Origin of the sequence: Clostridium omnivorum (assembly GCF_026012015.1) — a bacterium.
Lineage (GTDB): Bacteria > Bacillota > Clostridia > Clostridiales > Clostridiaceae > Clostridium_AX > Clostridium_AX omnivorum.
Genome location: NZ_BRXR01000001.1, coordinates 2,430,966 through 2,450,742, shown reverse-complemented (window position 1 = coordinate 2,450,742; position 19,777 = coordinate 2,430,966). Strand labels below are relative to the sequence as shown.

The 19,777-nt window shown below is 33.8% G+C and carries 19 protein-coding genes and 2 riboswitches; of the genes, 8 read left to right on the top strand and 11 right to left on the bottom strand.

All coding sequences use genetic code 11. The features are described 5' to 3' along the window. Window positions 1-52: 52 nt before the first annotated feature. Together bsdE14_RS11730 and bsdE14_RS11725 are read right to left on the bottom strand one after the other, a co-directional pair. Complete coding sequence (locus tag bsdE14_RS11730; protein WP_264850122.1) at window positions 53-733, bottom strand: methionine ABC transporter permease; 681 nt, start codon at window positions 731-733, stop codon at window positions 53-55. Continuing rightward, complete coding sequence (locus bsdE14_RS11725) at window positions 681-1,760, bottom strand: methionine ABC transporter ATP-binding protein (RefSeq protein ID WP_264850121.1); 1,080 nt, start codon at window positions 1,758-1,760, stop codon at window positions 681-683. Before bsdE14_RS11725 ends, bsdE14_RS11730 begins: the two co-directional genes overlap by 53 nt. 144 nt (window positions 1,761-1,904) lie before the next feature. Beyond that, window positions 1,905-2,014: riboswitch (SAM riboswitch) on the bottom strand. A 179-nt stretch (window positions 2,015-2,193) separates the two neighbouring features. Then, a riboswitch (SAM riboswitch) is annotated at window positions 2,194-2,298 on the top strand. 70 nt (window positions 2,299-2,368) lie between these two features. Here bsdE14_RS11725 and bsdE14_RS11720 point away from each other — a divergent pair. After that, on the top strand, window positions 2,369-3,583 hold the full coding sequence (locus bsdE14_RS11720) for a M20 family metallopeptidase (RefSeq protein ID WP_264850120.1): 1,215 nt from the start codon (window positions 2,369-2,371) through the stop codon (window positions 3,581-3,583). A 51-nt stretch (window positions 3,584-3,634) separates the two neighbouring features. Here bsdE14_RS11720 and bsdE14_RS11715 read toward each other — a convergent pair whose 3' ends face one another. The 5 genes from bsdE14_RS11715 to moaC form a co-directional block, all read right to left on the bottom strand. Then, complete coding sequence (locus bsdE14_RS11715; protein WP_264850119.1) at window positions 3,635-4,837, bottom strand: DUF4367 domain-containing protein; 1,203 nt, start codon at window positions 4,835-4,837, stop codon at window positions 3,635-3,637. After that, a complete protein-coding gene (locus bsdE14_RS11710) occupies window positions 4,827-5,423 on the bottom strand; it encodes an RNA polymerase sigma factor (RefSeq protein ID WP_264850118.1) in 597 nt (198 codons plus the stop codon). Before bsdE14_RS11710 ends, bsdE14_RS11715 begins: the two co-directional genes overlap by 11 nt. A gap of 216 nt (window positions 5,424-5,639) precedes the next feature. After that, window positions 5,640-6,068, bottom strand: coding sequence for an MOSC domain-containing protein (locus bsdE14_RS11705; protein ID WP_264850117.1), 429 nt, complete (start codon window positions 6,066-6,068; stop codon window positions 5,640-5,642). Between the two features lie 4 nt (window positions 6,069-6,072). Continuing rightward, on the bottom strand, window positions 6,073-7,050 hold the full coding sequence (gene moaA / locus bsdE14_RS11700) for a GTP 3',8-cyclase MoaA (protein WP_264850116.1): 978 nt from the start codon (window positions 7,048-7,050) through the stop codon (window positions 6,073-6,075). Next, window positions 7,040-7,528: a cyclic pyranopterin monophosphate synthase MoaC gene (moaC, locus tag bsdE14_RS11695; protein ID WP_264850115.1), complete on the bottom strand. Its 489-nt coding sequence runs from the start codon at window positions 7,526-7,528 to the stop codon at window positions 7,040-7,042. The genes moaA and moaC overlap by 11 nt, the downstream gene beginning before the upstream one ends. A gap of 259 nt (window positions 7,529-7,787) precedes the next feature. Between moaC and bsdE14_RS11690 the strand changes: the two genes are divergently transcribed. After that, window positions 7,788-8,468, top strand: a complete 681-nt coding sequence (locus bsdE14_RS11690) for a VanW family protein (protein WP_264850114.1) — start codon at window positions 7,788-7,790, stop codon at window positions 8,466-8,468. 89 nt (window positions 8,469-8,557) lie between these two features. Here bsdE14_RS11690 and bsdE14_RS11685 read toward each other — a convergent pair whose 3' ends face one another. Then, window positions 8,558-9,724: a DUF4317 family protein gene (locus bsdE14_RS11685; RefSeq protein ID WP_264850113.1), complete on the bottom strand. Its 1,167-nt coding sequence runs from the start codon at window positions 9,722-9,724 to the stop codon at window positions 8,558-8,560. A gap of 209 nt (window positions 9,725-9,933) precedes the next feature. On the opposite strand from bsdE14_RS11685, the gene bsdE14_RS11680 reads away from it, so the two are divergent. From bsdE14_RS11680 to bsdE14_RS11660, 5 genes are all read left to right on the top strand, one after another. Next, window positions 9,934-12,489 (top strand): Ig-like domain-containing protein, encoded by a 2,556-nt coding sequence (locus bsdE14_RS11680; protein ID WP_264850112.1) that lies wholly within the window; start codon window positions 9,934-9,936, stop codon window positions 12,487-12,489. A 239-nt stretch (window positions 12,490-12,728) separates the two neighbouring features. After that, window positions 12,729-12,977, top strand: coding sequence for a hypothetical protein (locus tag bsdE14_RS11675; RefSeq protein ID WP_264850111.1), 249 nt, complete (start codon window positions 12,729-12,731; stop codon window positions 12,975-12,977). Window positions 12,978-13,197: 220 nt separating this feature from the next. Next, complete coding sequence (locus bsdE14_RS11670; RefSeq protein WP_264850110.1) at window positions 13,198-15,894, top strand: EAL domain-containing protein; 2,697 nt, start codon at window positions 13,198-13,200, stop codon at window positions 15,892-15,894. 141 nt (window positions 15,895-16,035) lie between these two features. After that, a complete protein-coding gene (locus tag bsdE14_RS11665) occupies window positions 16,036-16,581 on the top strand; it encodes a hypothetical protein (protein WP_264850109.1) in 546 nt (181 codons plus the stop codon). Window positions 16,582-16,645: 64 nt separating this feature from the next. Continuing rightward, window positions 16,646-17,116 carry a hypothetical protein gene (locus tag bsdE14_RS11660; RefSeq protein WP_264850108.1) on the top strand — a complete coding sequence of 157 codons (471 nt, stop codon included), beginning with the start codon at window positions 16,646-16,648 and terminating at the stop codon, window positions 17,114-17,116. Between the two features lie 141 nt (window positions 17,117-17,257). Here the strand turns inward: bsdE14_RS11660 and bsdE14_RS11655 are convergent, their stop codons facing one another. Both bsdE14_RS11655 and bsdE14_RS11650 read right to left on the bottom strand, forming a co-directional pair. Then, window positions 17,258-17,863: a DUF1700 domain-containing protein gene (locus bsdE14_RS11655; RefSeq protein ID WP_264850107.1), complete on the bottom strand. Its 606-nt coding sequence runs from the start codon at window positions 17,861-17,863 to the stop codon at window positions 17,258-17,260. A gap of 3 nt (window positions 17,864-17,866) precedes the next feature. Then, on the bottom strand, window positions 17,867-18,178 hold the full coding sequence (locus bsdE14_RS11650; protein WP_264850106.1) for a PadR family transcriptional regulator: 312 nt from the start codon (window positions 18,176-18,178) through the stop codon (window positions 17,867-17,869). A 63-nt stretch (window positions 18,179-18,241) separates the two neighbouring features. Here bsdE14_RS11650 and bsdE14_RS11645 point away from each other — a divergent pair, with 63 nt between their 5' ends. Further along, window positions 18,242-19,015, top strand: a complete 774-nt coding sequence (locus bsdE14_RS11645; RefSeq protein WP_264850105.1) for a phytoene desaturase family protein — start codon at window positions 18,242-18,244, stop codon at window positions 19,013-19,015. Between the two features lie 5 nt (window positions 19,016-19,020). Here the strand turns inward: bsdE14_RS11645 and bsdE14_RS11640 are convergent, their stop codons facing one another. Further along, entirely contained in the window at window positions 19,021-19,746 is a 726-nt protein-coding gene (locus bsdE14_RS11640) for a gamma-glutamyl-gamma-aminobutyrate hydrolase family protein (RefSeq protein ID WP_264850104.1), read from the bottom strand. Window positions 19,747-19,777: the final 31 nt, after the last annotated feature.

The following is a 19,777-nucleotide window of genomic DNA, read 5'->3' as shown; positions in this document are numbered from 1 at the left end:
TATGGACAAGTTACCCGTTAAAGGTCATTTATACCTTTAATCGCCCTTACTTCTAATGACTTAACTTTTTTAATAAAAATTCTCCAATGCTTTGAATTCCCGTTACTATAATTAGAAGTATAATAATTGTTGCTACCATAACATCAGTCTTGAAATACTGGTAGCCGTACCTAATTGCAAAGTCTCCAAGACCTCCTCCTCCAACAGTTCCTGCCATAGCTGAAAAGCCTATAAGGCTTACAGTTGTAATTGTTAAAGCGTATATTATCCCTGGAAGCCCTTCTCTTAGCAGTACTCTGTAAATTATTTCAAAGGGACTGGAGCCCATAGCCTGTGCTGCTTCAATCACTCCCCTATCAATATCTAATAATGCCGATTCAATTTGTCTCGCTACAAAAGGTGTTGAACCAAAAACAAGTGGAACTAATGCCCCCTTCATCCCGATAGTAGTTCCAACAATTAATCTGGTTAAAGGAATTATTGCTGCAAGTAGAATCACAAAAGGAATAGATCTGAATACATTAATTATCTTACCAACTAAATTATAGATAATCTTATTTTCAAGTATATGTCCTGGCCTTGTAACTACTAATGTTACTCCAATAGGAATACCAATCAAGGTAGAAATGCTACCTGCTATAAATACCATAAGCAGCGTTTCTAAAGTAGCTTTTATCATATCAGGAAAGAGTTCTACCACATTGGGCATAAAGGTATAAAGATGGTGTAGCATTTCTAATCACCTCCGCATGAATATTATTTTCTTCTAGATAAGCAATTGACTTTACTATTCCTTCCTTGCTGCCGCTAAATTTAACTATAAGATTTCCAATAGGTACATCCTGTACTATTTCAATATTTCCAAACAAGATGCTGGCATCTACATTATATTTTCTTGATATTTTCGATATAAATGCCTGACCAGTTTTTTCACCTATAAAAGAAATCTTTAATATAGCCTCCCCTTCAGTTATTACATCAACGAATTCTTTTTGCCCCAAAAACTCATAAATTTTATCATAATGGAATACTGTAGAAACAAACTCTTTAGTTATTTCAGCTTTTGGACTAGAAAAGATCTGAATAATATCCCCTTCTTCTACCACTTTTCCTGAATCCATAACAGCTATCTTGTGGCAGATTTCTTTAACTACCTCCATTTGATGAGTAATAATTACTATGGTTAAATTTAGTTTTTTATTGATTTCCTTCAAAAGTCTAAGAATAGATTGAGTGGTCTGAGGATCTAGTGCTGAAGTTGCTTCATCACATAAAAGCACCTCAGGCTCATTAGCCAATGCTCTCGCTATAGCCACTCTCTGCTTTTGACCCCCGCTGAGCTGTGACGGATAAGCATTAACCTTATCGGTAAGCCCAACAAGTTCAAGCAGCTTCATTACCTTTTCTCTTTCTACAGACTTTTCAAGCTTTTTTCTCTTTAACGGATAAGCAATGTTTTGATAAACAGTCCTTGATTTCATTAGGTTGAAGTGCTGAAATATCATTCCTATCTTTTCCCTTGTTTTCCTAAGCTCTCTCGGGGTAAGGCTTGTAAGTTCTTTACCATTTACCGTAACCTGACCCTTAGTTGGCTTTTCTAGCAAGTTTATACAGCGAATAAGAGTACTTTTCCCAGCCCCGCTAAATCCAATAATCCCATATATTTTCCCTTTTTCAATATGTAAATTAACATTCTTAAGTGCTTCTACCCTCTGCTCTCTACTTGAATAAACCTTGCTGATGTCCTTAAGCCAAATCATAACCATACCCCCTTCTTATTAGTTCATAACAGTATACCAAGTATTCTAAAAATACCATCCTTGAAATAAAAAAACCCTTCAGAAAGAAGGGGTTTAGTGCATAAAAAAAACCCATGGAAGGGTTTGATTCAAAACTTGCACCTTCCCTCATCTTTCAGAACTTAATTCTGCTGGATTTAGCACCTTGCATGCGAATGAAACATGTGGTTGCTGAAGCTTCTTCGGGCCAGTCCCTCAGCTTCTCTTGATAAGGATTTTTATTAAATTTTCGTTTTTTTGCAATTCCGGATTGCTTGAAATTCATTATACGAGGTATTTTTATTATTGTCAACATAAAAAAAGGAAAAATTTTTATATATAATTATATGAAAAAAATCTATTGACAATACCTCTTTCAGGTTTTATTATAGTTTTTAAATAACTGAATAAACCCTTCTTATCAAGAGAGGTGGAGGGAATGGCCCTTTGAAACCTCGGCAGCGGGTTCTTTTAAGAATACTGTGCCAAGTCCAACAAGATTATTCTTGAGAGATAAGAAGAGGAACTATCCTTGTTGATAAGGACCTCTTCTTTATGTGAAGAGGTTTTTTTATTGAGGAGGAATTAACATGAATCATTTTGAAAACCTGAAGGATAGAATTATATCATCCATAGAAGATGAAAAAGAAGAATACCTAGCGATAAGTCATCAAATACATGAGAGACCTGAAATAGGAAATCAGGAGTTTTTTGCTTCTAAGCTGCTTTCAGACACCTTAGAAAGCTATGGCTTTGCCATTGAAAGAGCTGTGGCTGGCCATGCTACTGCTTTTATTGCTCGAAAAAAGTCTTCAAAAATCACTGGACCTGTTATAGGTTATTTGGCAGAATATGATGCTCTTCCAAATCTGGGTCATGCTTGTGGTCATAATATAATAGGCACTACCAGTATAGCCTCTGCTATAGCTCTGTCCAAAGTTATTGATGAAATCGGTGGAGAAATAGTTGTTTTAGGCACACCAGCTGAAGAAGGAGGAGAAAACGGCAGCGCAAAAGGAAGCTTTGTAAAGCATAACCTGCTTCAAGGCATCGATGCCTGTATGATGATTCACCCTTCAAATCAAACTTCAGTAACTGGAACCTCCCTTGCTGTAGATCCATTAGACTTTGAGTTTATTGGAAGGCCAGCTCATGCGGCTGCTTGTCCTGAAGAAGGTATTAACGCCTTAGATGCAGTGATTTCTCTATTTAACGGAATAAATGCATTAAGACAGCACCTACCTAGCGATGTACGAATTCACGGTATTATTACCCACGGGGGAGATGCACCCAATATAGTACCTGAATACTCTAAAGCAAGATTCTTCATAAGGGCTTCTACAAGAAAAGGTTGTGACGAAGTAACTGAAAAGGTTAAAAATATTGCCAGCGGCGCTGCTTTAGCCACCGGGGCAAAGGTTAATATAATATCCTTTCAAAATAAGGTAGATGACTTGCTGATTAATACTAAATTCGATGAAGTTTTTGTAGATAGTATGAAAACACTTGGGATAGAAGTACCTAGTAAAACCTCTAAGGGCTTAGGCTCTACAGACGCAGGCAACATAAGCCAGGTAGTTCCAACAATTCACCCATATATAAGGATTGGTCCAAGTAATTTAGTAGGGCATACTAAGGAGTTCTGTGCTGCAGCAAAATCCACTGAAGCTGATGATGCCTTAATTCTTGCTGCAAAGGCTCTAGCTCTAACAGGACTTAAGCTATTAACTGATGGAGATAAATTAATGGAGATTAAGTCTGAATTTGAAAGGTGTAAAAAAGGAGATGCTTCAAAACTACTTTAATGTAGTTTTGAAGCATCCTCTTATTGCCATTTGTCTATATTCAAGGGTTTATTACAATGACTTAGCCACTTTTATTAGCTCTTCCTTTGTAACATTACTTCCTTTTACACAGTAGAGTTTTTCATTTTCCCAAAATATTATTTGTATGATTTTATTCTTGTCCTCTATATCTTCACGGTACCAGCCATCTATTCCATCAATAGTTTCCTTTTTGAATTTTCCAGTAATATTTTGAAACTTACTCTTATCATCAGTTTCGCTTATAGTTATCATGCTCCCCGTTCCATTGTTGTAATTTTCCCTTGCGATAGTGAGTACTTTGTCTTCTTTTTTCAGCTGCATTATCTGTGTATTATGTATCTTAAAGCCATTTGGAGTATATTTAGGATAATCAACTGTAAAGGGCACCATCTTTTTCGTACTATCATTATATTCAAAGTACTCAAATGTTCCATTTCGATAACTTTTTCTAGTGTCTCCCTGAAGATTAAAATCTAAAGACTTAGCTATATTTATAATATTATCCTTTCCTATACTATCAGAGATCACATTGTAATACTTTCCATTCTTCCAAAGCATTAGCTGCATATTTCCGTTTTTTATTTTCGGATCATACAGATATGCATCCACTCCATTAATACTTATTTTTTCGTACTTATCAATATCACCAGGCTTACCTGTTTCAGTAATCTGCATTATCATAAAGGTATTATTTGATGCTGTTTTGTACACAAGCCCTACACTATATATTTTCCCTATATAATCCTCGTTAATTTCCATATCTGTGTTAGCTAACTTGTAACCTTCCGGTATAAACTTAGGATATTCTATAGGAAATGGCACCTTCTCTTTTATTTGATTTTCATCTTTAATTATTTCTCTATTCCTAGGAATAATATCAGACACTAACAGCTCTAACTGCCTTGAAAAATCATAGCCTTTTACACTTTTTTCGCTGCTAATAGCCTTATCTTTATCTATAGCTGCATTAATATCCTTGCTTCTACTATACTTAACAACAGTTGGTACTAAAATAAGCACCATCACAAAAGCTGCAACTCCTATAGCTTCTTTATAATTAATTCTCCTAAATAATATATTTACTCTCTGTAATAAACTTTTAATAAAACTCCGTTTTATAGCTCTCTCCTGACTAGTAATATGTTCAAACATTTCTTCATACTTTTCCACAGGCAAGTCTAAATTGTCCACACTATCCTCTAAACTTTTTCTTATAATGTTATCAATTCCCATACATAACACCTCCATCAGTGTTTTCTGGCATATCCAGTCCCTCTGCCTTTAAGGCTTCTTTGAGGAGTCTTCTTCCATAAAATAATCTTGATTTAACTGTTCCCTCCATTGATCCTAAAATTTCAGCAATTTCTTTTACATCAAAGTCATTATAATAGTATAAAATTAAAACAGCCCTATGCTTAACGGGAAGCTCCGAAATACATTTCAATATACTCTTCTGCTGTTCCTTTTCAATTAATTTGCTCTCAGGCGCATTCATATCGATAACTAAATTTTCTCTATCTACATCTAAATCTTCCTTAGAAGCTTCTAAGGAAATTTTCTTATGCTTTCTAATGACTTCTATACATAAATTCATAGTTATTCTGTAAAGCCATTTATCAAAGGCCACAGGATTTGAAAGTTTATCAAGCTTTAAATATACTTGCATAAATGTTTCCTGCACAACATCCTCTGCGTACTGATAGTCTTTAAGCACCAAAAAGGCAGTCCTGTACACTTTTTGTCTGTAGCTTGTGAAGATAAATTTAAAGGCCTGTTTATCTCCCCTTTGAGCTTTGGTAATATAATCAATCTCAATCAAGTAATCATCCTCCTTTCACCCGGAACACGTGGTAACTTATTCATGCCGATTTCCATCGGCAAGTTACCCGTAAAAGCTCATTTAGGGCTTTTACCTCCGTTAAATTCTAATCACATACTAAATGATGTAAATGTATAATAATTGGTTCAAAAAAATAAAAAAATTCCTTAGCATATTTTAATAATACACTAAGGAACCAAATATTGTATTTGTTTTTTAGATAACTTCTACCTCATCATCTACTTTTACCATTCCGCCCTTTATCACCTTTGCAAAAATGCCCTCCCTAGGCATTATGCAGTCACCAACAGTATCATAAATATGGCATCTGGAATGACACCGCTTTCCTATTTGAGTAACTTCAATTTCAGCTTCTCCTATTTTTAGCCTTGTACCTATTGGAAGCTTAACAAGATCAATGCCTGAAACCACAAAGTTTTCTCCAAAGGCGCCGTGTTCAAGCTCTATACCGCGTTTTTCAAATTCCTCTATTTTTTCTATAGCTAAGAGACTTACCTGCCTGTGCCAAGTTCCTGCGTGGGCATCATTCTTAAGCCCATAATTTTCAATTAGTTCTACCTTACTTATATCCTTTTTTTGTATTCCCCTTATTTCACTTACACACACAGCTAGTACCTTTCCCATATAGTTACCCCCCTATTTGAACCATTTTTCTTGTATCATAATCTACTTTGTTATCCATACTCATCATAAATTCATGATGGTTTGGCTTCTCTCTCACAGCCTTTTCAATTATCTTACTAAGCTCCATCAGAGAACATCCCCGCCTTAATGCTGCTTTTAAATTTATCCCTAAGTTCCAGTGTAGACAAAGCTTCAAAAATCCTTCTGCTGTAAACCTTATTCTGTTACAACTATCACAAAATTCATGACTCAATGGACTTATAAATCCAATACTCCCCTTACTGCTTTCGGTTTTATAGTAAACAGCTGGACCATTTCCTGTTACCTGGCTGAATGGTTCTAATTGCCTCTCTTTTAAAATGGTCTTCCTTATTTCCTCCGTAGTTACGGACTTATAATCCTTGCCTTGTCCTATAGGCATTAACTCTATAAACCTCACACTAACCGGCAAATCTTCTGCAAGCTTTACAAAATCCATTAGCTCATCGTAATTAAAATCTCTTATTATTACTGTATTTAGCTTAGTAATTAATCCTGCCTTAATACTTTGATCTACAGCACTTAGTACTTTACTCAATTCCCCGCCTCTGGTAATTTCATAGTATCTATCACTATGCAGAGTATCTAGGCTTATATTTACCCTGTCAAGCCCAGCAGCTATTAATTCACTAAGCTGTTCATTAAGAAGTATTCCATTAGTAGTCATGCTAACCTCTTCAATGCCCTCTACAGCCTTTATTTTAGAAACTAAAGCTGATGCATTTTTTCGTACAAGAGGCTCTCCACCGGTAATTCTTATTTTAGATACCCCTAGTGCTGCACAAGCTTTAACTACCTTTTCAATTTCCTCAAAGGTCATAAGTTCTGAACTATCCATAAGCTTTATGCCACTTTCAGGCATGCAATATGCACACCTTAAGTTGCATCTATCTGTAATTGATATTCTTAAATACTCTATTTCTCTCCCTACTTTATCTTTCATTTATAAAAATCCCACTCTTTCCTCCCTCTTTTTTATAGAGATAAATATCTTCTATAACCATGGCCTTATCTACAGCTTTGCACATATCGTATATTGTAAGTGCAGCTATTGACACAGCCGTTAGCGCTTCCATCTCAACTCCAGTCTTTCCTGTAGTTCTAACCACAGCCTTTATATGAATACATGACCTTTCTTTGTCTATATTAAAGCTTACTTCACTTCCCGTAATAAAAAGTGGATGGCACATAGGAATAAGCTCAGAGGTTCTCTTTACTGCCATAATTCCAGCTACTCTAGCTACCCCAAGTACATCCCCCTTTCCCATCTTCCCGCTCTCAATTAGTTCTATAGTTTCCATTTTCATTTTAACCTTGCCCCTAGCAGCAGCAATCCTTAAGGTGTCCTCCTTATGGCTTACGTCAACCATAATAGCCTTTCCCTCACTGTCAAAATGATTTAACCTGTGTTCCTCAAGCATAAAATTCATCCCCTTTTTTATATTTATCAGCTTTAATTATTGTATATTCACAGCCTTTAAAAGGTATTCCACTATATTATTTTTTTGAAAAAAATAAGTAGGTATTTAAACCTACTTTAACTTATCACAAGAAAGCTAAGCTTTCAGCTCCCCTGACCTATAAAATTCCACTTATAACTACTATAAAAAAGCTAATAATATATTAATAAAGATAATAGTATTCCTCAAATTTCATGCTATTCTTGACGGAGGTGCTGAAATGGATAAGAATAGAAGACTTGCTCTTATTCTATTATTATTTTCCATTAATTTAATTGGCTGTACAAATAAAGAAAGGCCTACTCCTGTAGTACCTGAGTCTTCAAAACCTGTAGAGCAAAGCCCATCCATAGGTCACAGTACCGGAATAGAAGAACAAAAGCCACCTGAGCCTCCAAAGCCTCAGGAAAAAGCTCCAGAAGCTCCTCAAAAACAAGCAAGCACTAAGAAACCAACAATTTTATCTAGTTATGAAACTCCATTGATGGACAGCAGCAGCACTAGAGTAAACAATATAACCTTAGCTGCAAAGAAAATAAATAATTATACCCTTAAACCTGGTGAAACCTTTTCGTTCAATAACACAGTAGGAAAAAGAACACCAGAAAAAGGCTATAAAAAAGCAAAAATTCTAGTAAAGGGCGAACCTGCTGAAGACATAGGTGGAGGTATATGCCAATTGAGCACTACCCTATACAATGCTGCTGAAAAATCTGGTATGAAAATCATAGAAAGGCATCATCATAGTAAAGCTGTATGCTATGTAGGAAAAGGTAAGGATGCTACTGTAAGCTACGGATATTATGATTTTAAATTTAAAAACACAAAAAGTTATGCAATACAAATTAAAACAGGCATAAGTAACGGAAAGGTATATGTGAACATTATAAAAGCTGAATAAACTCATCACATATACCTTTCAAATTCATTAATATTTAATTATCTGTATACTTGCTAAAGTTAGTACCAACTTTTATGGCAAGTTCTGCACTAAAATTCTTCCTCTACATCAATTGGAAGCCCATCTAATACAACATCTTCAGTTAATTGAATTAATAAGCACTTATTTCCATTCTTATCCCTTACTTGCTTAACAGTGCTTAAATTTTTAGGTGAAATAGTTATGTTTGTATCCTCATTAGAAATTTTAATGGATTTTCCTTTTAATTTAGGAAGCACATTTTCTACCTTAAGTTCCTTTTCCTTAGTAGCTAGAACCTCTTCATAAGCTTGTTCCACATCCACAGCTACTTCTATATCCCTGCATTCTAATATGCTCTTAATGTCCTTTGCTCCTATAGTAGGAATTTCTCCTTCCTCTACATCCTGAGCTCTTTCATATATTTCCTCATAAATATCCTGAATCATAGTTGGAGTCAGCTTTCCTGCTGTAACTGTAGAAATAATTGCATTAAAGGAGTCCTTTTCTTCTTCTGCAGTAAGGGTAAATTCACAGCCTAATACTCCTTCTAGGAAAGTTGTATCCCTTTCCTTAGTCTTTGAAGTATAATACAGTACTTTACTTACATTTGAGTAACCATTATCAATTATAGGGAAAGTAAAGCCCTCTATAGGATTTGCCAAATTGATGGTTATATCCAAGCTGGAATTTGCCCTAAGCTGAAGATTTGCCACATCAAACATCAAGGTCTTTTTAGGTATTTCTACCTTGTTTACAGTTGCCATGATGAACTGATAACCTTCGGAGCTGTCATCCTCTCCCCTATTATAATCGTCTATTTTCTCACTTACACCCTTGTAATAATCAGCTCTTATAAAGCTCATTACTATATCCATATCATAATTATAATAAGCTATAACCTTATCAATAACCTTGTTCATCTGCATTTGAAAGCCTTCAATATCATCCTCTGAAAGAGCACTATAAAGCATCTTTTGAGTACTGTCCTCTGCTTCTAGGTTATTAAAATCAAGCTGAAAAAGCTTAGTATCTAAACTTCCAGAAAGTATCTTCTTAAAGTTATCAAGATACAGCTCTTGGGTCTCTGCATCCAGCATATCAAAATACTTGCCTTCACTATGTATTATTGCTCTATTATCCTTCTTGATATAAACAGAATATATCTCTTTAAGCTTCAATTTATAGCTATCCAAACTAAACTCTTTCTTTAGTGAACTTATATCCTTTTTGTTCATCCCCATCTTCTCCTTTTGTGTATTTTAAAAATCATATACATATTATTATGCCATAAAACAGATCACTTTCAAAGGATAATAATAGCACTAATTAGGTACAAAATGTTGTCACAATAATACATTTAATGATAAAATTGATGTATAAACATATGATATTTTTTAACGAAAATAAGAGTATGTATCTTTTGGTGTAGTGGAGGTGTATTTTTTTGCATAAAAAGTTCATATCTTGTCTAATAGCTTCTGCGTTAGCAATTAGTGTAGAACCTATTTATAATAAATCCGATATCGTATTAGCAGATACTATTGAAAATCAGGCTAAGTCATTTAATTATGATAGTAACAAATTGTATGCAGTAAACACTTATAAGTCACCTAAAATGGACATAGAGAATCCCAGAACTACCATTGACATTAGAAGCAAAAGTTATAAAGTAAGTGGTTGGGCTCTTAATGACTCTATTGTAAAGCAAATTAATGTATATATAGACAACACTTTAGTAGGACAAGCTACTATAGGTCTTCCAAGACCCGATGTTACTGCTGTCTACTCTGGTTATAATGGTGGTTCAAACTGTGGCTATGAATATACAATTGATACTTCAAAATTAAGTATTGGCAGCCATACTCTTAAAGTTACAGCAGTAGGAAATGATAACTCTACTATTGAAAAGAGTGTATCTATTAATATCGTTAAACCAATACCTAGGATGGATATTGAAAATCCACGGAATAGTCTAACATTTTCCGGAAAGAGTTATAAAATAAGCGGTTGGGCTCTTAATGACTCTGTAGTTAAACAAGTGAATGTATTTTTAGACAATAAGCTTGTAGGACAAGCCAACTACGGAAAGCCAAGAGCTGATGTTACTGCTGTTTACTCTGGATACAACGGTGGATCAAACGTAGGGTATGACTATGACCTTGATCTATCTAAGGTTGGAACTGGAAACCACACATTAACAGTAAAATCTATTGGTAATGATACCTCTGTTTCAGAAAAATCTGTAGATGTATACATTAATTCAAACGTTCCAATGCCGAGGATGGATATAGAATCACCTAGCTCTTCCCTTACATTAACTGGTAAAAGCTACAAAATAAGTGGCTGGGCATTGAATTCTTCGTCCATAAAACAAGTAGATGTGTATTTAGATAATATCCGTATCGGTCAAGCTAACTATGGATTACCAAGGGCAGACGTTACTGCCGTTTACTCAACATATGGAACAGGTTCTAACTGCGGATATAACTATGATTTAGATTTAGCTAATATATCTAAAGGAAATCATGCTCTTAAAGTAACGGCTGTTGGAAATGATGGTGCAGTATCAGAAAAAACTGTAAGCATAAATATTGATAAACTTCAGCCAAGAGCAGATATTGAGAGTCCTCTACAAAATACTACAGTATCCTCAAGAAGTTATAAGATAAGTGGCTGGGCACTTAATGATTCATCAATTAAACAAATTGATGTATATGTAGATGGTACCCTTAATGGACATGCTTCTTTAGGAATAAGCAGACCTGACGTTACCGCTGTCTATTCCGGCTATAGTAGTGGTCCAAATTGCGGATATGATTATGATTTAGATATTACAAAGCTTATAACGGGAACTCATACAATTACAATTAAAGCAATAGGTAATGATAACTCAGTAACAGAAAGATCATCAAGCATAACTGTAGTAAAACCTCAGCCAAAAATGGACATAGAATACCCTGGTGCAGATGGTTCATTAATCATCAAAACTGTAACATTAAGTGGTTGGGCTCTTAACGATTCAGGTATATCACAAATACATGTATATGTGGATGATATTCTTGTTGGCGATGCAACTCCTGGATTATCCAGACCAGATGTTGATGCTGTATATTCAGGTTATTTAAATGGGATAACCTGTGGCTACAATTTCACTTTTGATTCTACAAAGATTAAAAATGGAAGCCATACTTTAAAAGTAGTTAGTTATGGAGTAGACGGAAGCAGCGTTTCAAAAAGTAAAAGTATTAAAGTAATGAATAACGACACGGTTTACACAAATTATACCGGAACAATAAGCCAGGTTTCCGATATACAATATAGAACTAATTCTTCAGTATACTATGACAGCACAAAGCAGTACCCCTGGGTTAGTGCAAGCAAGGATCAAATAGCTTATTACTTGAATCCACAAAACTTTTCAGATGATTACGGTAAATATCAATTCCTTAAGCTGAATTATACTTATGGTATTACTGCAGCGGATTTAGATAGTATTCTTATTGGTAAGGGGGTTCTCCAAGGTAAAGGCAGTGTATTTTTGAAAGCGGCTCAGGATAATAATATAAGTCCAGTTTACCTTGTATCACATGCATTATTAGAAACTGGAAATGGAACATCTGCTCTTGCTACAGGAATTAATGTAACTCAAGTTAATGGCCAAAGCGTTGAACCTAAAGTTGTTTACAATATGTTTGGAATTTATGCCTTTGATTCAGATCCAAACAGATTTGGTTCTGAATATGCTTATATCCAAGGATGGACCAGCGTAGATAGTGCTATTCTAGGTGGGGCTAAGTGGATATCAAACCAATATATTAATAATTCCTTCTACAAGCAAGATACTCTTTACAAAATGAGATGGAATCCTTCAAACCCAGGAACTCATCAATATGCAACTGATATTTCTTGGGCATATAATCAAATTTATAACATTAAAAGGCTCACTGATAAATGTAAAAATGCAGTATTGATATTCGATATACCTGTTTATCAGCAATAGCTTCGATTTAAATAATTATATTGTGACATAATTCACAAATTGTTATTAAATTATATATTGTTATTTAACAATATGATTATATAATTAGATTAAAGAAATGGTAATAGTTATAAATAAATATAAATAATATATAACCCCTTTCAAAGCAGTTGGTTGCTCCCCCTTCCAGCTGCATTTTTTTATTTTTTCGAATAAAATAAGCAGTCCCTTAATATTCTAAAATAAGGGAGTGTGATTATATGAAAATTAAATTTTTTAATAATGATAATGGAAACTTAATTATTGAACAAGAAAAAGAAAATGCTAAAGAGCTAATCAATGCTTTAGAAATAGGCAAAGAAATAAACCTAATGTATATGGACAATGGTCTTTTTAGATCTATCAAAGGAACTTATGACCACCATACTGTAAACACAAGAGATCACATACCAGAAAATGACGTGGTATGTTTATACCTAAGTAATGTAGTCAGCATAGATGATAAATAGTGTAAATAAACGCAAATCCTTTTTCAAAGAGCCCTAGTGCTCTTTTTTATTTTCAAAAATTAAACGACATTTTTCCTTTATACTCAACAAAGCTTAATTAATAACTCATATATTGTAAATTTATGTCTATTGTTATATAATAAAGTAAACCATTATATTATCTGAAAATTGAGAATTTACTTTTATATATAATGCATATTTTGATTGGGGTGAGCATTAGGTGAAAGGTTCAAAAAGATACATAATTATTGTTTTACTTTTATTTTTCTTTATGCCCGCAATTCCTGTTAAAGCAGCTGTAAAAAATATAACTTATCAGGCTGAAATTAATTACCCACCTTATAAATACATGAATAATGGTCATCTTTCTGGGTTTGATATCGAACTTACAAATCTAATATTTAAAAATGAAGATTATAATCTATCAATTACTACAGGCAATTGGGATAAAATATACGAAAGGCTAAAAAGTGGAGACATAGATACCTGTGGATTTATAGTAGTAAATGATGAAAGAAAAAAAGACGTTCTTTTCTCTAATCCCGTCATTAATTCTCATATTGCCCTTTATACTAGAAGCGATTTTAAAAAAATAACCATGAATGATTTAGATAAATATTCAGTTGGAGTAGGAAAGGCGCAATACCCAGAGTATATTTTAAAAAATAATCTTAATATATCCAATTGCAAAGAATATATAGATGTAGAAAAGGCAGTAGATGCGCTTGCTAGTGGGGAAATAGATGTATTATTTGAAAATCAAGAAGTGGTTAACCACTATATTATAGCCAAAGGCCTTAAGGGAACTATAGCTGCACAAGTCTCAAATTTATATCCTCAAACAATTGCTTATGGAGTAAAAAAATCCAATCCAGAGCTAGTACAATATATAAATAAAAGGCTTGCACAGCTTCAAAAATCCGGAGTATACGAAGAGCTATATCAAAACTACTTTTTTTCCCATTCAGATTATTACAATAAACAGCAAAAGAAAACATATATTGTAGCAGTTGGAATTGTAGCAGCTCTCCTAATTATTGTCCATATACTTTTGCAATTTTACATAAGTTATCTTAAGAAAAAAATATACACTGAAAGAATGCAATATGAAGACAAGCTTAAGCAGCAATACTTTGAGCTGGAAGCTACCTATGAGGAGCTTACTGCAACTGAAGAAGAATTAAGAGCTCAGTACGATGAGCTTTCTACAAGCCAGCAGCTGCTGGAGGAGAGTGAAAATAGATATAGAACAATCTTAGATTCTACCAATGATGGAATATGGGAATTTGATATTAACACTAATAGATTGTTCATTTCAAAAAGATATGCTGATATGCTTTGCCTGGAAGAACAATCCTATAACAATAACTTACTGGATATATTGAATCAAATATTCCACCCAGAAGATAGAGCTAATGCATTACAAAAGATTAAAGAACTTGATGCCATAGATTCCTCTGAGGCTCTTCAATATGAGTGCAGAATGAAAACAAATACTGGGATATATAAATGGTTTTTGACAAAATCTAAAGCCCTAAAGGATAAGAATGGAAAGGTATATAAAAAATTAGGCACCCTTACTGATATTGATGACTTAAAGATGTATCAGCAGAGACTTCACTACAGTGCTTTTTATGATACCTTAACAGGTCTTCCAAATAGACTCTATTTATACGAGTATGTAAGCCCAATAATAAAAAGAACAATGGATGCCAAGCATAATGGAGCCTTTATATTCATTGATGTAGATAATTTCAAGCTTATAAACGACAACTTTGGTCATAGTACTGGCGATGTGCTGCTTGAGGAAATTGCGGAAAGGTTCACCTTAATATGCCCTGGAAAAAACAATATAATAAGACTTGGTGGAGATGAATTTATTATTATACTGCCTAAGGTAGAATCAGCCTATAGTGTTGAACTGCTTGTAAGGAATATACTTGATGCTTTTAACGAACCTTTTAATATTGAAGAGTTAGTTGTAAACTCAACCTTGAGTATTGGTATTTGCATGTTTCCTCAAGATGGAGAAAATCTTGAAATTCTGCTTAAAAATGCAGACACTGCTATGTATAAGACAAAAACCTCTGGTAGAAACAACTTTACTTTTTACAATAAGTCCATGAGTGAAAATTTAATGGATAAAATAAATCTTGAAAATAATCTTAAAACTGCACTAGAAAATAATGAATTCACATTAAACTATCAGCCTCAGCTGGATGTGCAGAGTTCAAAAATTGTAGGTCTAGAGGCACTCTTAAGGTGGAATAATCCAAAGCTTGGTAAAATTCCTCCAGATAAATTCATACCAGCTGCCGAAGAAATGGGATTAATTATTCCTATAGGAGAATGGGTACTAAAAACTGCCTGTGAATTTCTTGTTAAGCTGCATAATTTAGGTTTTAATCATTTAACTGTATCTGTTAATATCTCAATAATTCAGCTTATTCAGCCAAACTTTCCAGATATAGTTCTGAGAATACTTAAGGAATCAGGACTACATCCTGAATTTTTAGAACTGGAGATAACAGAAACCGTACTTATGGAAAACATAGAATCAAACACTGAAAAACTTAGGAGATTAAAAGCTATCGGTGTGACAGTGGCACTTGATGACTTCGGAAAAGGTTATTCTTCCTTAAATTATTTAAAGTCACTGCCTATTTCTACCCTAAAAATTGATAAGTCCTTTATGGACGATGTTCTTATTGATAGCGTCACAGAGTATGTAGTCAGCTCCATAATACTGCTAGGTCATAAAATAGGCTTGAAAATAGTTGCAGAAGGCATAGAAAAAGAGGATCAGCTAGAATACCTTAAAGCATCTCAATGTGATTTTCTACAAGGATATTTATTGTCTAGGCCTCTGCCTGATGAAGATGCCATATCCTATTTAATATCTCATAACAGAAACTAATAAATATTTTAAATTATTAAGATCACAGGTATTATAATGCCTGTGGTTTTCATTTATGAAAAAAAATATTTAACAAAGGTGTCACAGAATTGACATAAAGCTGTTTTATAATACATATGAATTAATTTTTAGAGGAGACTGATGGAAAGTATGAAAAAACACATGCTATTTAATAAAATATTTATTTTATCACTATCAGCAGTGATAAGTATGGGTATACTGGCAGGCTGCCAGAACAAAAATACAGCCTCTGCAAAACAAGGAACTAATAAAGGTCAGAATAAAAACAGGCAATTCAATGCAGAGGATATGAAAAAGAGAATGGAAGAAAACATAAATTCTCTTGTGGCTGATGGAACCATAAATCAAAGCCAAGCAGATAAAATTATTGAGGCTCTTACTTCAAATCCACAAGGCTTTGGAGGAAATGGACAAAGAAACAAACAAAATGGTCAGAAAAATAACGGTGAAAATAATGGACAAGATAACCAAAATAATAATGGGCAAAACAGACAAGGAAACAATGCCTTAAACAAATTGGTAACTGATGGAGTAATAACTCAAGCACAGGCTGATGCTGTAATGCAAAAGATTAGAGGAAACTTCACCCGTAATCAAAATAACACAAACAAGCAAAATAACCAAAACAACCAGAACAATTCAAATGGCGGCAACAAAACTACCTAGTTATATGTAGTTGTTAATAATTTTCTAATTAGTAATAATATACGTTGCAAAAGGAGGGATTTTATTGGATATTAATAATGCAGCCAGATTACAGCAGCTTAATGAACTACAAGGTCTGTCTAGTGCATATAATACTAATGCTTCAAGCTCTAGTACTAATTTAAATTTTTCAAATATACTAGAGTCTATACTTAAAAGTAGCTCTGATAATTCTTCTAGCCTTGGTACTGGAGCTGCTTCAGCTGCAAATAACACTGCAGCTTCAGCTAGCGGCCTTGACAGCCTTACAATTCATCCTGATAAGCTAGCACTAATGATGCAGCTCATGTCTATGCAAACCATGACCTCGTCAGCAGCTAGCATTGGAAGCGTTGATGATTCTAGTGATTCAGATTCAAGCATTTTTAATGTTTCAAACAATGGTGACAATATGTCACAAATGCTTAATTATATGATGGAGTCTATGCTGCAAAATGATAGCTCTAGTGATTCTAATACACAGAATTTGAATAATAGCAATGCTTTAGATATATAACATAGTCAGTTTAACTATAAGATACCCCAAAAACCTTATATATTACTCATAACTACCTTCCCTAAATAAAATAACCATATAACAAAAGGAATGAAGTATCCCTAAGGATGTTCCATTCCTTTTGTTTTGCTGGTCATAAAACTAGTTCTTAATATCTATCTTTACATCTTGTAAATCAATATTTACACCATTATCATCGATATTGACCCCTGGAACTTTAACTCCATTACTGTCAACACGTACTCCAGGTACTTTAATTCCATTGCTGTCTACCCTTACGCCAGGCACCTTAACACCATTACTATCTATGCTTATTCCATTGCCATGTATACCTGTCTCATCAATTCTAATGCCTCCAGTTTCAACTGTATTTCCATTGATATGATTTCCAGTATGGTTATATCTTATTACTGGTGAATAACCTAGAAGAAAAAATGCTATAACTGCTACAATTATACCTGAACCAATATATAAATTTCGTCTATCATTATTCAACTTTGGTTCATAATTCTCTTTTGGTTCTTCCTTTTTATCCCCTTCAAAGCTGTCCTCTGTACGATTTAATAAATAGTTATTAGCAATTTCCTTCGGACTTCCTAGTTCTAAGCAAATTTCTTCTTCAGATTTTCCGTTTTCTTTTCCTATCATAAAATGTTCTTCATAATCATATAGTATTTCCGTACGTTCTTTTTCCGAAATTTTGTCCAATGACTTTTCAATCTCTCTTAAGAATTCATCTTTATTCATTTTCTAAATCCCCTTTATGATATTATTAACACCATTTGCAAAGCTTACCCATTCAGATAACAATTCATCTTTTGTATTTATACCAAGCTCAGTTAATCTATAATATTTTCTTGGCGGGCCCTCCTGGGACTCCTGTAAATAGGACTCAAGGTATCCCTCGTTGTTTAATCTTCTTAAAACCGGATAAATTGTTCCATCCGAAATGGCAATATTTTTAGAAATATCACTTACTAGCTCATAGCCATAACGTTCTTTTTCAGAAAGCATAGATAGAACACATAATTCCAAGACACCTTTTTTTAGCTGAGTATTCATATATTGTACTTTCTTCCTTTCTTTTACACTCTATAATTATACTATATCACTCAGTACTGTATATTGCAAGATACTGAATTAAAAATAATAGCATTTTTTTTAAATAATAAAGCTATTGGAGTAAAAACCTCCACTGGTATTGAAAAATCAGATTTAGTTGTGTGCAATGCTGATTTTCCATATGCAGTTAAGAACTTAATAAAAGATAAATATTATAAAGATGAGTATACTGATGAAAAGTTAGCTAAAATGAAATATACCTGCTCTACTTTTACTATGAATTTGGGTCTAAAAAAAGAAATACCGGAACTAGCCGTACATAATATATATCTAGGCAAAAAATTCAAAGAAGGAATTGAGGCTGCCTTTACAGGAGCTGTGCCAGAAAATCCTTCTTTATATATCTATTGCCCCAGCAGAATTGATAGAAGCATGGTTAAGAACGGAGGCGAATGTTTAAATCTCATGCTTCGTGTTCCAAATCTTCTATTTAAAGAAATAAGTTGGAACAATACTGATATGGAATTACTAACAAATAAAATACTAAAAGAATTAGAAAATATTCCATGCCTAGAAGATATTGAAGAAAATATCCTATACAAAAATTATGTTTCTCCACTTGATATGGAAAGTAAATTTAACGCTTATGCCGGTACAGCTTTTGGTCTCAGCCCTACCTTAACACAAACTAATTACTTTAGACCTCATTATAGATTAAGCAGTGCAGACAATTTATATTTTGTAGGAAATTCAGTTCATCCAGGCCCTGGAATATCCTTAGTATTAAACTCAAGCAAAATAGTAGCTGAAGAAATACTTTCTTCTAAATTTCATTAATATGCTTACTTACCTGCTTTTTCTACTAACTTTTTAAATATATCAAGCATCTTAACATTGTTGCCGGTCATCATTTCAGGATGCCATTGAACCCCAACTATAAAGTTATCCTCATTTTTTTCAATAGCTTCAATAACACCGTCCTTAGAATTAGCACTAACAGTGAAGCCTGGTGCTAATTTTTTTATTGCCTGATGGTGAAAGCTGTTAACTAAAGCCGCCTCTCCAAATATATTATAAAGAAGTGTATCCTTCTTAACTTCTATACTGTGTCCAGCAAAATCACCCTTAGAACTCTGTACATGCTTAATATAGCACCCTTCAATCTGTGCTAAATCCTGATACAATGTACCCCCAAAAGCAACATTTAAAATTTGTAGTCCTCTGCATATGCCTAGTATGGGCTTCTTTAACTCACAGGCAATTTTAATAAGCATTAGATCATATTCATCCATCTCTGGATATGTAAATCCTTGACTCTGTGAAGGTTCTTCTCCATATACCAATGGATTTACATCGTATCCACCTGTAATTATTACTCCATCTACAGCTTCTACTTGCCTTTTGATTAACTCTTCATTTAAAATAACTGGCAAAACAACTGGGGAACCACCAGCTCTAACAACTGATTCTATGTAGTCATTATTTACATATGCCCTTTCACGTCCAAGAAAGGTTTCCCCCTCTATAATAAGAAGACCACCTGAAAGCCCTATAATTGGATTTTTCATAACTTCCACCCCTATCCATTAAAAGTAATTC